Genomic DNA, 14176 nt, shown 5'->3' with positions numbered 1-14176 from the left:
CAATTCGGAAGAATCATAACGCTGATGCTCAATTTCCCTCAGCATGCAATGCCTTAACAGGTCTGAGCGTCTTGAAAAACATAATTATGGGACAGCCTCATTACGGCTCTTTGCGACGAAAGACTCTCATCTATTTTGTCAGAAGCGCTGGTCGACGTTAATGGATAAAAGGAAATTTGAGGAGGATTAGAATAGTGAGATATCTGTGGCGATATCCTTGTAAATGTTCATTGTTTGAGAGAGCGCGGCCTGTGACAGCCCCAAGTGATCAATTATACTGATAATGCGCTGATCTATGTCGCCCGCTGTTTGATCACTCGCCTGCTCCTGTTTACAGAAGATGTTGGCGAGAAAAATCAGGCCTGGCAGCTTTCCGCGCTTCGGCTCCTGCTCGGGCATGTGATGATATCGAATGGCGTGGCTGAGGGTCTCCGGCAGTAACCAGAATTCGCTGAGCAGATAACCGAGTTCAGCGTGCGTGATGCCCATAACTTCTTCTTCATTGTCTGAAGTTAATGGAAAACTTCGAGGGGGGCCGGTGTAGTGGTCTTCACGAAACATCTCGGTTGCAAGAGCGGCTTTTCCGATATCATGAAGCAGCCCCGCGACAAAGGCTGATTCCATTTCATGGGACCGCAGGTTCGCCGCCAACAATTTTGCCAGGGTGGCGCATGCGAACGAATGATTCCAGTACGACTTAAAATCAAAGCCTCCGCCTTTGTTCATGTAATCGAAGATGGAAACCGTCACCGCGAGCGACTGGGTCTGCTGAAAACCGAGGAGCGCAATAGCATGCTTGATGTCCACTACTTTGCGCGAGAAGCCGTAGGCCGGAGAATTGGCGAGCCTCAGTATCTTTGCCGACAGAGCCGCGTCGGTTGAGATTACCTTCGCCAGATCTGAAGCGGAAGAATTCGGATCATTGACAATGGCCGATACTGTCTGCAGAATATCGGGAAGAGTGGGTAGTTCCTGAACGCGTTCGACCAGCCGCGCAGCCCAGCCTAGATCGGGGGCCGTCTCTATATCTACGGTATCTTCGGCCGGTTTTTCGTCAAGATGTTTGCCCCGCTGATAATAGCGATCGAGCGCCCTGTACACCGCGCTTCGCGAACAGAGAACGGGTTTCACCTTCAGATCGGTCGCTTCCTCGAGTTGCGCAATAGCCACTTCATCCAGAGGGCAGACCATCGCGACGGTCAGGAGGCTCTTCATTCTGCCGATGGGGACGACTTCATGGCGCAATGCGAGATCGCGAGGAAGCAGATCGATGATATCGCGGCTGATTTCATATCGGGCCAGTTCGATGCTGGCGACCCCTCCGATTGCGCCCAGGAACTCATGGAACTTTTGTTCGCTCAGGTATCCGAGTTCGATCAGAATATTGCCCAGCCGGTCGCGCCGAGACTTCTGGACCTCCAGCGCTCGCCGAACCTGCTCCGAAGTTACATATCCTCTTTCTATCAGGAGGGCCCCAATCTTTTTTTTGCCTGTTATCATTTAGCGCGCATCAACTTCTTGATATGCCAATAAATCCATCTTTCAGTTAGGCTAGCATAAAGTGCCTGGAAATGTCAATCCTTTATTCAGCGCCAGAACGGGGTTCCGTGCGAGCGGCGGGTAGTAAGCTCAACGAACTCTTATTTGACAAGCGCCCCTTGTTTTGATACCATAAACTGATTATCGGTAATTTGTTGTACCGCGCGCTATAGTGCGCAGCCGTCCATTTGGGGAGTCGCCAAGCGGAAAGGCATCGGCCTTTGGAGCCGACATGCGCAGGTTCGAATCCTGCCTCCCCAGCCGCGGGGAAGATTCCCGTCTTTCTTTTTTTAGCCAAGTCCGGAGACGGTTCAGATGAAATCTCAAGCAGATCCCTCTTTAGCCTGTATCATCTTGGCTGCCGGCCAGGGGACTCGGATGAAGTCGGAGATCCCCAAGGTACTCCACAAGATTTCCGGCAGGCCGATGATCGAATACATCGTTCGGACCGTAAGACCTTTTAACCCGGTGAAGCTGTGCCTTGTCGTCGGCTATAAGGAGGAGTTGGTCCGCAGGCATTTCGGAGAGAGCGTCCTGTACGTGACACAGCACGAGCAGTTGGGAACCGGACACGCTGTCTCTCAGGCGAAAACGGAGCTGCTCGGGTTCAAAGGGGACGTCCTGGTTTTGTATGGGGACGTTCCGCTCATAAAAGAGGAAACGCTTCAAAAACTGATCGAAAAACATCAGAAATCGAATGCCGGCGCCACACTTGTTACCACCCGCGTGTCCGATTCGGGCGGCTTTGGCCGGATCGTTCGCGACCGCTCCCGGAAAATCGTCAGGATCGTAGAAGAAAAAGACGCAACGTCTGCGCAAAAACGGATTCGGGAAATCAATCCTGGTATATATTGTTTCAAGGCGGGGGCTCTACTGGATGCGCTCTCGAAGGTGAGAACCTCAAACAGCCAAAAAGAATATTATCTCACTGACGTAATCGAGATTCTCATCAATGACGGGAAAAAGGTGGAGACCGTTTGTACGGATGATGAAACCGAAATCATGCAAGTGAACAGCCGAAAACAACTCGTTCGGCTCAACCGCATCATGCATGACCGGGTAATAGACAGGTTGCTGGATGATGGGGTCACCGTGATGGATCCCGAAACGACGTTTGTCTCCGATACCGTCAAGATGGAGCGCGACGTCCTCATTTATCCATTTGCATATATTGAGGGTTACACCTCGATAGGAGCGGGCACGGTCATTGGGCCGCAGACATACATCACTGACAGTGAAATCGGCCGCAATGTCGTCGTGGTCATGTCTTACCTTTCGTCATGTGTTGTCCGCGACAACAGCCGCATTGGTCCGTACTCGCATTTGAGACCCGAGGCTTTCATCGGCGAGAACGTCCACATCGGCAACTTTGTCGAGATCAAGAAATCATTTATAGATGATTCCACGAAAATAAACCATCTGAGCTATATTGGCGACGCGAAAGTAGGTGAAGGAGTAAACATTGGGGCAGGGACGATTACGGCAAACTATGATGGCGTGAAAAAGAGCGAGACGTTTATTGACAGCGGAGCTTCAATCGGTAGTGGAACGGTGCTGGTCGCTCCAGTCAAAGTGGGTAAGAATGCGACTACCGGCGCCGGCGCGATAGTACCGAAAAATCATGATATCCCCCCGCATGCCATTTTTGTGGGCATGCCGGCTCGCGAATTGAAAAAGGAAAAATAGGTCTGATATTCTTAATTTCGAGAGGGAGATTCTTAGTATGGAAATGGTTGAATTAAAAGCAAGCGTCAGATCGCAAACGGGCAAGAAGGGCGCACGGGAATATCGAAAGCGGGGACTGGTTCCAGGCATTCTCTACGGGAGGAACGAACAACCGGCCCCGGTTGCGGTAGACCCGAAGGAATTGAACCGGGCGCTTCACACACACGCCGGCGCCAATGCGATCATCAGGTTGTCGGTCGAGGATAAAGCCGACGAGCCGATTACGGTCGTGGTGAAGGAATTGCAGGTAGATACCATTAAGGGAACGATGACGCACGTTGACTTCTGTCATATTTCATTGGACGAAGTAATCCAGACTTCTGTTCCATTCGAAATAGTGGGCGAGGCGCCGGGCGTCAAGCAAGGCGGCATTCTGGAGCGCACCCTGTGGGAACTTGAGATTGAAAGTTTGCCGTTAAATATTCCGGATTCCATCAAGATAGATGTCAGCTCGCTTGATCTTGGCGATGCGCTTATGGTATCCGACCTGTCGATCCCGGAAGGCATTACTGTACTGACCGATTCGGATATTGCCGTAGTATCCATTGTCGCTCCGCGAGGCGAGCCCGCTGCTGAGGTAGCAGCTGCACCGGCTGAAGCGGAAGAGCCGGAAGTGATCAGCGGCAAGCCTGCGAAGGAAGCCGAAAAAGCGGAAGAAACGGAAGAGAAGAAGACCGAGAAACGGAAATAACAGAGGTGAGACTCGTTGTCGGCTTGGGGAATCCGGGGCGAACGTACGCGCTTACCAGGCACAACTTCGGCTTCTTGGTTGTGGATACATTTGCACAGAGGCAAGGCCTTGCATTCACGCGACAGAAATTCAAGGCGAAAATAGCGTCGGGCATAATCCAGGGGGAACAGGTTCTCCTGGCCAAGCCACAGACATTCATGAACTTGAGCGGCGAGGCGGTCGCGCCGCTTGTTCGGTTTTATGACCTCCCGTTATCGCAGGTGTTGTTGGTATACGATGACATAGATCTCCCTTTTGGAAAGCTGCGCCTGAGGGATTCGGGATCGTCCGGCGGACACAAGGGAATGCAGTCGATAATTGCAGCGCTGGGTACTTCGTGCATTCCGCGGTTACGGCTCGGAATTCGAGGCGAGAAAGCCGGAGGCGATCTGCGCGCGTATGTCCTGCAGCCGTTTTCAAAAGAGGAATCGGCGGATTTGCCGGAGTTACGCGAAAAAGCGTCCCAAGCCATTGAGGCGGTTCTCACGGAACCTTTTGAGAAGGCCATGAACCAGTTTAACTGAGATAGGGGATTGTCATGAAGAGATCAGATGCCAACAAGAGAAGCCGAACGATGATTGAAGGAGTTGCGAAAGGACCTCATCGGTCTCTGTTCAAAGCCATGGGATTTACCGACAAAGAACTTTCGGCTCCTATTGTCGGCATCGCCTGCTCCTTTAATGAGATCATCCCCGGTCATATTCATCTCGATAAGGTTGCGCAAGCCGTAAAAGACGGCGTCCGTATGGCCGGAGCGACGCCGGTGCTGTTCAGCACCATTGGCGTTTGCGACGGAATTGCGATGAATCACGAGGGCATGAAGTATTCCCTCGGAAGTCGCGAACTGATTGCAGATTCCGTTGAGATCATGGCGCGCGCACATCCGTTTGACGGCATCGTCCTCATTCCGAATTGCGACAAAATTGTACCCGGCATGATCATGGCCGCGGCCAGGCTCAATATTCCGGCGCTCGTCTGCAGCGGCGGCCCGATGCTGGCGGGCAAACTCGACGGCGCAGCCATCGATTTGAACAGCCTGTTTGCCGGCATTCCGAAAGCCACAAGCGGAGAAATCAGCAGCGCCTTGTGGAAAGAGATGGAAGATTGCGCCTGTCCCGGGGCGGGTTCCTGTTCAGGCATGTTTACGGCCAACACTATGAACTGTCTGAGCGAGGCGTTGGGAATCGCTCTTCCCGGCAACGGCACGGTTCCGGCCGTGTTCGCGGAACGATACCGGCTGGCAAAAGAGGCCGGAATGGCCATCGTCGCTCTGATACGCCGCGGCATTCGACCGAGAGACATCATGACCAGGACCTCGCTGGAGAACGCCATCGCTCTCGATATGGCATTTGGCGGCTCCTCCAATTCCGCGCTGCATCTGCCGGCGATCGCGCATGAACTCGGGTTTGAGCTGTCACTGCGCGTGTTCAACAAGATATCCGAACGCACACCGCACATCTGCAATATGGCGCCCGGCGGCTCGCACCACCTCGAGGACCTGTACTACGCGGGCGGAGTCCAGGCAATTCTGAAACGCTTGCTGCAGGGAAGACTGATTGACGGAACCGCTCTGACAGCAACCGGCAAGAGCCTGGGTGCGAATCTGCGAACGGTGACTGTAAAGGATGCAGACGTTGTCCGACCGCTTGATGAACCGTATCACGCGACCGGCGGTCTTGCCGCGCTCTTTGGGAACCTTGCGCCCGAAGGATCGATTGTCAAACAATCCGCGGTTGCGCCCGAAATGCTGAGGCACAGCGGTCCCGCGCGCATATTCGAGAGCGAAGGCTCGGCTGCCGAAGCCATCATCGGCCGAAAGATCAAGGCCGGCGAAGTCATTGTCATTAGATATGAAGGTCCCAAGGGCGGACCGGGAATGCAGGAAATGCTGACGCCGACGGCCGCCATAAAAGGAATCGGCATGGACAAAGACGTGGCTTTGATCACCGACGGCAGGTTCTCGGGCGCCACGACCGGCGCCTCGATCGGCCACGTCTCGCCCGAAGCGATGGCCGGCGGACCGATTGCGGGATTGAGAAACGGCGATATCATCGAAATTGATATTCCCGGCAAAAAGCTTACCGTTCGCCTTTCGAAAAACGAGTTGAAAAAACGGCTGAAGGACTGGCGGCCTCCGAAGGCGAAAGTATCAACCGGATATCTCGGCCGCTATTCCCGGCTGGTTACCTCCGGCAGTACAGGCGCCGTTTTCGAAGACTGACTGAAGAAGGATTCAAGAGTATGACGATGATGACCGGTGCACAGATTTTTGTGGAGTCCCTGCTGCGAGAGAATGTCGAATACCTGTTCGGAATTCCGGGCGGTGTGGTGATTCCCGTTTTTGACGCTCTGTTCGATTCGCCGCTGAAGGTGATCCTTACGCGTCACGAGCAGGGAGCCACACACGCAGCCGATGGATACGCCCGCGCAACCGGGAAAGTGGGCGTATGTCTGGTGACCTCGGGTCCCGGCGCATGTAATACAGTGACCGGTCTCGCGACGGCTAATATGGATTCGATTCCGATCGTTGTCTTTACAGGGCAGGTGCCGACGCCGATGATCGGAAACGACGCCTTTCAGGAATCCGACATTGTGGGTATCACGCGTCCGATCACAAAGCATAATTTTCTGGTGCGCAATGCGCGGGATCTGGCGCGGATTATCAAAGAGGCCTTCTACATAGCCTCAACGGGGCGGCCGGGTCCGGTGCTTGTTGACCTGCCGAAGGATGTGGCTGTCACTGAGACTGAGTATGTGCCGGTTTCAGAAGTGACGATCCGGGGGTACAAACCGGTACTGGACGGCCATGTGAAGCAGATAAAGAAAGCTGCGGAACTGATCAACGCGTCAAAGAAAGCTGTTATTTATGCGGGCGGCGGGGTAATTCTCGCCGGCGCCGCAAAGGAGCTTGTCCAACTCGCGCACAAGACGAGGCTCCCCGTAACGACGAGTCTGCTCGGGTTGGGTGGATTTCCGGCTGACGACAAGCTGTTTCTGGGGATGCCTGGAATGCACGGCACCCGGTTTGCCAATTATGCGCTGTCTGAATGCGATCTTATTGTCGCCGTCGGCACCCGATTCGACGACCGGGTCACCGGCAACATCAAAGAATTCGCAGTCCATGCGAAGATTATCCATATTGATGTCGATCCGACGGCGATCAGCAAGAACGTTCGCGTTGACGTGCCGATCGTTGGCGATGCCGCCAACATTCTGGCGAAGTTGATACCGCTCGTTACTCGGACCGACAACGGAAACTGGCTGAAGCAGATCGAAGACTGGAAAGCCCAGTATCCGCTTACCTATAAAGACAGCGACAAGGAAATAAAGCCTCAATATGTCGTCGAGCAAATCTATGAGGCGACCAAAGGCGAGGCGATTATCACTACCGAGGTCGGACAGAACCAGATGTGGGCCGCTCACTACTACAAGTTCAAATCCCCGCGCAGCTTTCTCTCTTCCGGAGGGCTGGGGACGATGGGTTACGGTCTTCCCGCCGCCATCGGAGCGCAACTGGGCCGGCCAGATAAGGTGGTATTCGACATTGCGGGCGACGGCAGCATCCAGATGAACATTCAGGAACTGGCGACCGCCGTGCACAACCGCTTGCCGATCAACGTAGCGATACTCAATAATCACTTCCTCGGAATGGTCCGGCAATGGCAGGAGCTTTTCCATAATCGCCGCTATTCCTCGACGTGCCTTTTGAACAATCCGGATTTCGTGAAGATTGCCGAAGCGTACGGCGCGAAGGGCATGAGAATAAGGAAGAAAAAGGACGTGCGTCCTGCCATTGAAGAGGCCATCAAGACGCCTTTGCCGGTCATTCTCGACTTCGAAGTGGCGCGAGAGGAAAACGTTTATCCGATGGTTCCGGTGGGAGCAGGAATACATCAGATGATCGGAGGCCTGGCATGAAACATACGATATCGGTGCTGGTCGAAAATCAATTTGGTGTACTTGCGCGCATCTCCGGTTTGTTCAGCGGACGCGGCTTTAACATCGACAGTCTTTCCGTCGGAGAAACCGAGGATCCAACCGTCTCGCGGATCACGCTGGTCGTAAAAGGGGACGACATGATCATCGAGCAGGTGATCAAACAATTGAATAGACTGGTCGATGTGATCAAGGTCAGCGACCTCACCAAAGACGATTTCATTGACAGTGAGCTCGCGCTGATCAAAATTCCGTGCGACGGGAAAACGCGCTCCGAGATCATGCAGATCGTGGATATTTACAGAGGAAGGATCGTCGATGTTGCGCTTCGCTCTCTGACTGTAGAGCTGTCCGGTTCGGAAGAAAATGTGCGGGGAATCATGGATCTGCTGCAGGAATTCGGGAAACTGGAGGTTGTACGCAGCGGGAAAATCGCGATCTCCCGTGATAGAAAGAATACGCGCGGGAACAACCATAAATAGTGCCCGGGGCCGCACGCGCTGAACAGCATTGTTGAAGTTGGCAAAGATGCCGCACGCATGGTAAAATGATTATTGACCCAATGGCGGATTCCACGATGCCGATAGATAGAAAAGAAAAAAGATGCCATCAACCCTTGCCCAGAAAATACTGGCGAAACATGCCGGTGTGGAGGAAGTCTCGCCCGGCGAATTGATCAACGCTTCCGTTGACTTCGCTCTGGCAAACGATATCACCGCCCCAATCGCTATTGAAGCCTTTCAGCAAATCGGATCGTCACACGTTTACGACCCCTCGCGTATCGCACTCATTGCCGACCACTTTGTCCCGAATAAAGATATTCAGAGCGCTCAACAGGTGAGACAGATGCGCCTGTTCGCGCGCCGGTACGGGATAGAACATTTCTACGAAGCCGGCAAAATGGGCGTCGAGCACGCGCTTTTGCCCGAGTTGGGATTGGTCTTGCCCGGTGATCTGGTCATCGGCGCCGATTCTCACACGTGCACCTACGGCGCGTTAGGCGCCTTCTCGACCGGCGTGGGCAGCACTGATCTCGCCGCAGCCATGGCCACGGGTGAAGTTTGGCTGAAAGTGCCCGAAAACTTCAAGTTCATCTACCATGGGCGCCTTTCAAAATGGGTTTCAGGGAAAGACCTCATCCTGTATACCATAGGTAAAATAGGGGTCGACGGGGCACTGTACACCGCCATGGAATTCTGCGGTGAAGCCATTTCCGGCCTGCCGATGGCGGACCGTTTTACCATCTGCAACATGGCGATCGAGGCAGGCGCCAAAGCGGGAATGATCGAACCTGACCAACTGACGCTGGAATATGTCAAACCGCGCGCCCGCCGCCGGTTTGACATGCTCAGGAGCGATCCGGACGCGCGGTATCGGGAAGTGTTCGAATTCGACGCTTCACAAATCCCATTACAGGTCGCCTGTCCCTCTCTTCCGTCCAACACCCGCCCCGCCGCTGAACTGGGCGGAGTGGAGATCGATCAGGTCGTAATCGGCTCATGCACCAACGGCAGGATTGAGGATATGCGCGTTGCGGCCGAAATCCTCCGCGGGCACAAAGTTCATCCGCGGGTAAGGTGTCTGATAATTCCGGCCACACCGTCGGTTGTCAGGGAGTGCAGCGCTGAAGGACTGCTGGACGTTTTTCTGGAAGCCGGCGCCGCGGTCTCGACTCCCACATGCGGTCCGTGTCTCGGAGGACACATGGGTGTTCTTGCCGAGGGGGAGCGCGCGCTCGCGACGACGAACCGAAACTTTGTCGGCCGGATGGGTCATCCGAAAAGTGAAGTGTATCTTGCAGGACCGGCGGTTGCGGCCGCAACGGCTATAGCCGGATTCATTTGCGGTCCTGATGAAATAACATCTACTGCAGCCAAAAACGATGGATAAGAAAATGCCCTTACAGAAATTGCTCGATGTCCAGAAGGTGGATTTGAAGATTCAGGGGATGGAGATTGAAGCCTCCGCCATCCCCCGGCAAATCAGGGACTGGGAAAGTTCGCTGCAAATCCATAAACTTGAATTGAACAAGTTGATTCAGGCGATCGAAGAGAGGAGGAAAGAGCAGCGCCAGCTCGAGAGGTCGCTGGAACAGAAACAGACGGCGTTGGTCAAGTTCAACACACAATTGCCGCTGATCAAGACGAACCGGGAATACAAGGCGATCCTTTTGGAGGTTGACACGGTCGAGAAAGAAATAGGCGATCTTGAAGAGCAGATCCTTTCCAAGATGGATGAAGTGGAAGGAGTAGAGGTTCAGGTAAAACAAAAGGAAGCCGAACTCAGGAAAATGCAGCAGGAAATCGAAAAAGAGAAGGACCGCTTGCAGCAGCAAAAAAATGCGCTCGATGCCTGCCTGAAAGATACCCGATCCGAACGGCAGCAGATGGCTGCAGGCGTGGAGGTTTCCCTGCTCAACCAGTACGACAGGATTCGGAGTCATAAAGGGGGCCTGGCAATTGCCCACATACGGGATGAATCCTGCGGCGCTTGTCATATGGCGCTTCCGCCTCAGTTGGTCAATGAAGTCATGGGCGGCAGAATCCGGGCATGCCCGAGTTGCTCGCGCCTGCTCCATTGGGAGGAGGAAGAGCAACAAGACGGAGCGGACGAGCAATAATTTTCTTTTTCTCCGGTTTCTATCCCCGGCGATTTCGCGAGAGCCGAGGATTTTTTTTTAAAGTTATGCGTGTTCTCGTTCAGAAAGCGCTATAATCGTGTTCGACGAGAAATTGAGAAGCGAGAGCCTCTCCAGGTGAAGCATGAATTCTCTCGAGTATTTACTGTCTTTCCAGCGTTTCGGGATCAAGCTCGGGCTGGACAATATCAATTACCTCCTTGACCAGATCGGGAATCCGCATTCTCGGTTCCGGGTCATCCACATTACCGGAACAAACGGAAAGGGCTCGGTTGCCGCATTCCTTTCCTCCGTCCTTGAAGAAAAGGGCTTTCGCGTAGGCCGCTTTATTTCTCCTCATCTCATTGATTTTTCCGAGCGAATAGTTGTGAACGACAATCCAATCTCGCGCCAGGATATTGATGAACTGGTGGAACAGATACGTCCGGTTGTCCACGCAATGCAAGCAGAACCAAAGCTGGGGCACCCGACGTTCTTCGAAGCTGTCACCGCGATGGCATTCAGTTACTTTGCCCGGATGAGAATAGACTTCGGAGTCATCGAGGTTGGAATGGGGGGCCGATACGACTCCACAAACGTCGTCAACCCGTGCCTTTGCGTGATAACCAATATCCATCTGGAGCACTGCGAATATTTGGGTGATACAATTGAAAAAATAGCGGTTGAGAAAGCTGGTATCATTAAACCGGGCGTCGATGTCGTTTCGGCTGCAGATCGGCCGGAAGCACGCCAGGTGATCGATCAAAAAGCGGGGGAGTGTGGTTCAGCGGTTTTCTATCTGGGCCGTGATTTTCGAGTGAGTTCGCGGCGCGACCGCTTTCCCAGACAATACATCGATTTTGAGGGACCGTGGGGGAGTGTTCGAGATATTGAGCTTAATCTCGGAGGCGATTTTCAAGCGTCCAATGCGGCCTTGGCTGTTATGGGGATAGAAACCCTTGCGAAAAGAGGCATCATCCCATCCGATGAGAGCGCCCTTCGGGCGGGAATGGCGGCCGCCCGATGGCCGGCCAGGCTGGAAAAGATCCTGGATTCTCCAATGGTTCTGCTCGACGGCGCTCACAACCCGTCGGCCATGCGCGCCCTAGCCGATACGATACAATCGCTTTTTCCCGGACGCCGCATAATCCTGGTCGTTGCGATTCTCTCAGATAAGGATTCCGCTGAATGCCTGCGCATCCTGAGAAGCGTCGGCAGCACGATCATCTTAACTCAATCCACATATGAACGGGCGCTTTCCGCAGAAAAATTGCTTGCCGTCGCAGACGGGATTTTTGAGAATCCGCTATGCGAGCCGTCGCTGGCGGCCGCCATGCGACGGGCGCTTTCGCTGTGCGGACATGAGGAAATCATTCTGGTCGCCGGCTCTTTGTTCAACGTTGCCGAGGTCAAGCAGTTTGTTGAAAACATGAATACGAAAGCCGTTTGGCACGCCTGAACGTTTTCTACCAGAAGGGGTCAGCTATGGGATTGCGATACTATATCGGCGTCGACATCGGCGCGACGTGGATAAAGATCGGATTGGTGACCCGCGAAGGACAGCTCGTTTCAAAGGTGGAAACAGCAACACGTGATATATCGAGCCCCGCAGACTTTCTTGCGAGCGCAAAGAAATCGATCGGCATGCTGCTGGAGAAGAATGACGTCTTAAAGGAATCGCTTCTCGCCATTGGAGTGGGAGCGCCCGGCTGGGTGAATTATGCGGCCGGAATTGTGAATGATTTGACGAATATTCCGGGATGGCAATTTGTGCCGCTCGCGAAAGAATTGGAGCGAAGCAATCATCTTCCCGCGTTTGTGGATAATGATGCCAACGTGATGGCAATAGGCGAGATGGTGCATGGAGCTGGCAAAGGATTTCGGAATTTTGTCTGCCTCACGCTGGGGACGGGCGTCGGCGGAGCGATTGTAATCGACAGGGATATCTATCGCGGGATGAGCGGCCTGGCAGGCGAGATCGGTCATATGACACTGGATATGAATGGCCGCCTGTGCGCGTGCGGCGCCAAGGGATGTCTCGAGCGCTACGTAGGAAACCGTTTCATCGTTCAAAATGCGGTCGAGCGGCTGCGGGAGCAGATCGATGGAAAGAGCGTCATTTTAGAGCTTGCGGGGAATCAGGTGGAGAATATAACTCCCAAACTCCTCTCAGAAGCTGCCGCCGCCGGGGACGAAATCGCCTTGGATGTGTGGCGGGAAACCGGTATCTATGTCGGTGTAGCCCTGGCGGTGCTCGTAAATCTCTTGAATCCGGAATGCTTCATCATTGGGGGAGGTGTTGCCAATGCAGGAGAAATTCTTTTTGACCCGATGAGAGAGAGCATGGAATCCCTCGCGATGAACCAGGTAGGTAAGCAAACTCCTGTTTTTCAGGCACGTCTTGGAAAGGATGCAGGCATGATCGGAGCGGCCACGTTTGCCATGACCTACCTGGAAAAGAATTATCCCTCCAACCGATAGTCGAGTCGATCCTGATAATATACAACCTTATGTTTGTCGCGGAGCTCCCGCAGAAAATTTTCGTAGAGCTTTTGGTTAATCGCCTGTTTGACCTGCTCATAGGGAATCGCGTCAATTCGCCGAGCCAACCTGGCAACGGCGTGAAGATTCGGATCGGCGGGATTTATCTGAAACGGCTCCGAAACCTGATCAATGGAAAGGCCTTTGACCTTTTCGCGGATGGCCGGCGTCAGCCTCATGAACGGTGTCGGCGGAATCTCCCCGCAGAAATTAATGGGGGGGGCATCCGGAACCGAGGCGACTGCAGCGCTCAGGGCAACTCCTTCTTGTTCGGCTTTTTGGGCGGTATCCTTCAGGAATCTGTCGTTGCGCGCGTCTACGACAAGAAGTTCATAGACAAATTGAGGAGGTGAAATCGAAAACTCGTCGGGATGAGCCTCGTAGTAGCGCTTCCTTGTTGTTTCGTTCAATTCTTCACCGATCATTTTCTGCACCATAAGCTGCCGGCGCACTTCGTTGATTTCCTGCTTGGAATGTCCGTCTTCTCCTTTATGTTCATGGGCGGAGGTTCCTCCCATGCCTTCTTCGAGCTCAGCCTCCTGTTCCTCCTGCTCCCTCGCCTCGAGGACAGCGAAAACCTCTTCATCGCTCACCTGATTTCCCCGAGATTCAGCTTCCAAAATGAGCAATTCTTCGATAATGATATTTTCGAGTAACGAGCGGCGCGCATCCAAGCGAACCGCTTGATCCGGATCATTGGTCTTCGCACGCTCCTCGAACGGGAGCATCCTGATTCGAGCCATAAGATCATCGCGCCGAATCGGTTTGCCGCCAACCTCCGCCATCACCTGGCGTCCCTGATCGACGAGAAGGCCGCATCCCGTAAGCGGAGCCAGGACAAAAAAAAGGAGGAAGCAGATATGTCGTCTCATGTTCATCCCTTTCATTTATATTTAGCTTATTATATCATGGCGCCGCGAACGACAACAACCCTTTGATGTAAGATTTTTTCCGGCGCGCCGGTCGACCTAACACAACCAACCAAGCCTGCCAGGGCTTACGCATCTAAATTCCGAGTAATTTCTGTAGGAAAGTTTGATCGAGGGCGGCTTTTGTTCTTTTTCTTCTGAGTGATAGCTTTGGTGTTT

12 protein-coding genes and 1 tRNA gene are annotated in these 14176 nt (G+C 53.6%); 11 read left to right on the top strand and 2 right to left on the bottom strand.

The window, feature by feature from the left end:
* Window positions 1-186 precede the first annotated feature (186 nt).
* A complete protein-coding gene (locus C4520_01560) occupies window positions 187-1500 on the bottom strand; it encodes an HDOD domain-containing protein (GenBank protein ID RJP25947.1) in 1314 nt (437 codons plus the stop codon).
* A gap of 228 nt (window positions 1501-1728) precedes the next feature.
* On the opposite strand from C4520_01560, the gene C4520_01555 reads away from it, so the two are divergent.
* From C4520_01555 to C4520_01505, 11 genes are all read left to right on the top strand, one after another.
* A tRNA-Gln gene (locus C4520_01555) sits at window positions 1729-1803 on the top strand.
* A gap of 51 nt (window positions 1804-1854) precedes the next feature.
* On the top strand, window positions 1855-3225 hold the full coding sequence (gene glmU / locus C4520_01550) for a UDP-N-acetylglucosamine diphosphorylase/glucosamine-1-phosphate N-acetyltransferase (protein RJP25946.1): 1371 nt from the start codon (window positions 1855-1857) through the stop codon (window positions 3223-3225).
* Window positions 3226-3262: 37 nt separating this feature from the next.
* A complete protein-coding gene (locus C4520_01545; protein ID RJP25945.1) occupies window positions 3263-3955 on the top strand; it encodes a 50S ribosomal protein L25 in 693 nt (230 codons plus the stop codon).
* 5 nt (window positions 3956-3960) lie between these two features.
* Entirely contained in the window at window positions 3961-4518 is a 558-nt protein-coding gene (locus C4520_01540) for an aminoacyl-tRNA hydrolase (protein ID RJP25944.1), read from the top strand.
* Between the two features lie 14 nt (window positions 4519-4532).
* Window positions 4533-6215 carry a dihydroxy-acid dehydratase gene (gene ilvD, locus C4520_01535; GenBank protein RJP25943.1) on the top strand — a complete coding sequence of 561 codons (1683 nt, stop codon included), beginning with the start codon at window positions 4533-4535 and terminating at the stop codon, window positions 6213-6215.
* A gap of 20 nt (window positions 6216-6235) precedes the next feature.
* Window positions 6236-7912: a biosynthetic-type acetolactate synthase large subunit gene (ilvB, locus tag C4520_01530; protein ID RJP25942.1), complete on the top strand. Its 1677-nt coding sequence runs from the start codon at window positions 6236-6238 to the stop codon at window positions 7910-7912.
* Window positions 7909-8412 carry an acetolactate synthase small subunit gene (gene ilvN / locus C4520_01525; protein ID RJP25941.1) on the top strand — a complete coding sequence of 168 codons (504 nt, stop codon included), beginning with the start codon at window positions 7909-7911 and terminating at the stop codon, window positions 8410-8412. Before ilvB ends, ilvN begins: the two co-directional genes overlap by 4 nt.
* A 121-nt stretch (window positions 8413-8533) precedes the next feature.
* A complete protein-coding gene (leuC, locus tag C4520_01520) occupies window positions 8534-9820 on the top strand; it encodes a 3-isopropylmalate dehydratase large subunit (protein RJP25940.1) in 1287 nt (428 codons plus the stop codon).
* On the top strand, window positions 9813-10550 hold the full coding sequence (locus tag C4520_01515) for a hypothetical protein (GenBank protein RJP25939.1): 738 nt from the start codon (window positions 9813-9815) through the stop codon (window positions 10548-10550). The genes leuC and C4520_01515 overlap by 8 nt, the downstream gene beginning before the upstream one ends.
* Window positions 10551-10692: 142 nt before the next feature.
* Window positions 10693-12006, top strand: a complete 1314-nt coding sequence (locus tag C4520_01510) for a bifunctional folylpolyglutamate synthase/dihydrofolate synthase (protein ID RJP25938.1) — start codon at window positions 10693-10695, stop codon at window positions 12004-12006.
* A 26-nt stretch (window positions 12007-12032) separates the two neighbouring features.
* Entirely contained in the window at window positions 12033-13028 is a 996-nt protein-coding gene (locus C4520_01505; protein RJP25937.1) for an ROK family protein, read from the top strand.
* Here C4520_01505 and C4520_01500 read toward each other — a convergent pair.
* Window positions 13010-13975 (bottom strand): peptidyl-prolyl cis-trans isomerase, encoded by a 966-nt coding sequence (locus tag C4520_01500; protein ID RJP25936.1) that lies wholly within the window; start codon window positions 13973-13975, stop codon window positions 13010-13012. The two genes, C4520_01505 and C4520_01500, sit on opposite strands and share 19 nt — an antisense overlap.
* Window positions 13976-14176 lie beyond the last annotated feature (201 nt).

The organism is Candidatus Abyssobacteria bacterium SURF_5, assembly GCA_003598085.1.
Lineage (GTDB): Bacteria > Abyssobacteria > SURF-5 > SURF-5 > SURF-5 > SURF-5.
This window is presented reverse-complemented; position numbering and strand designations above follow the sequence as displayed.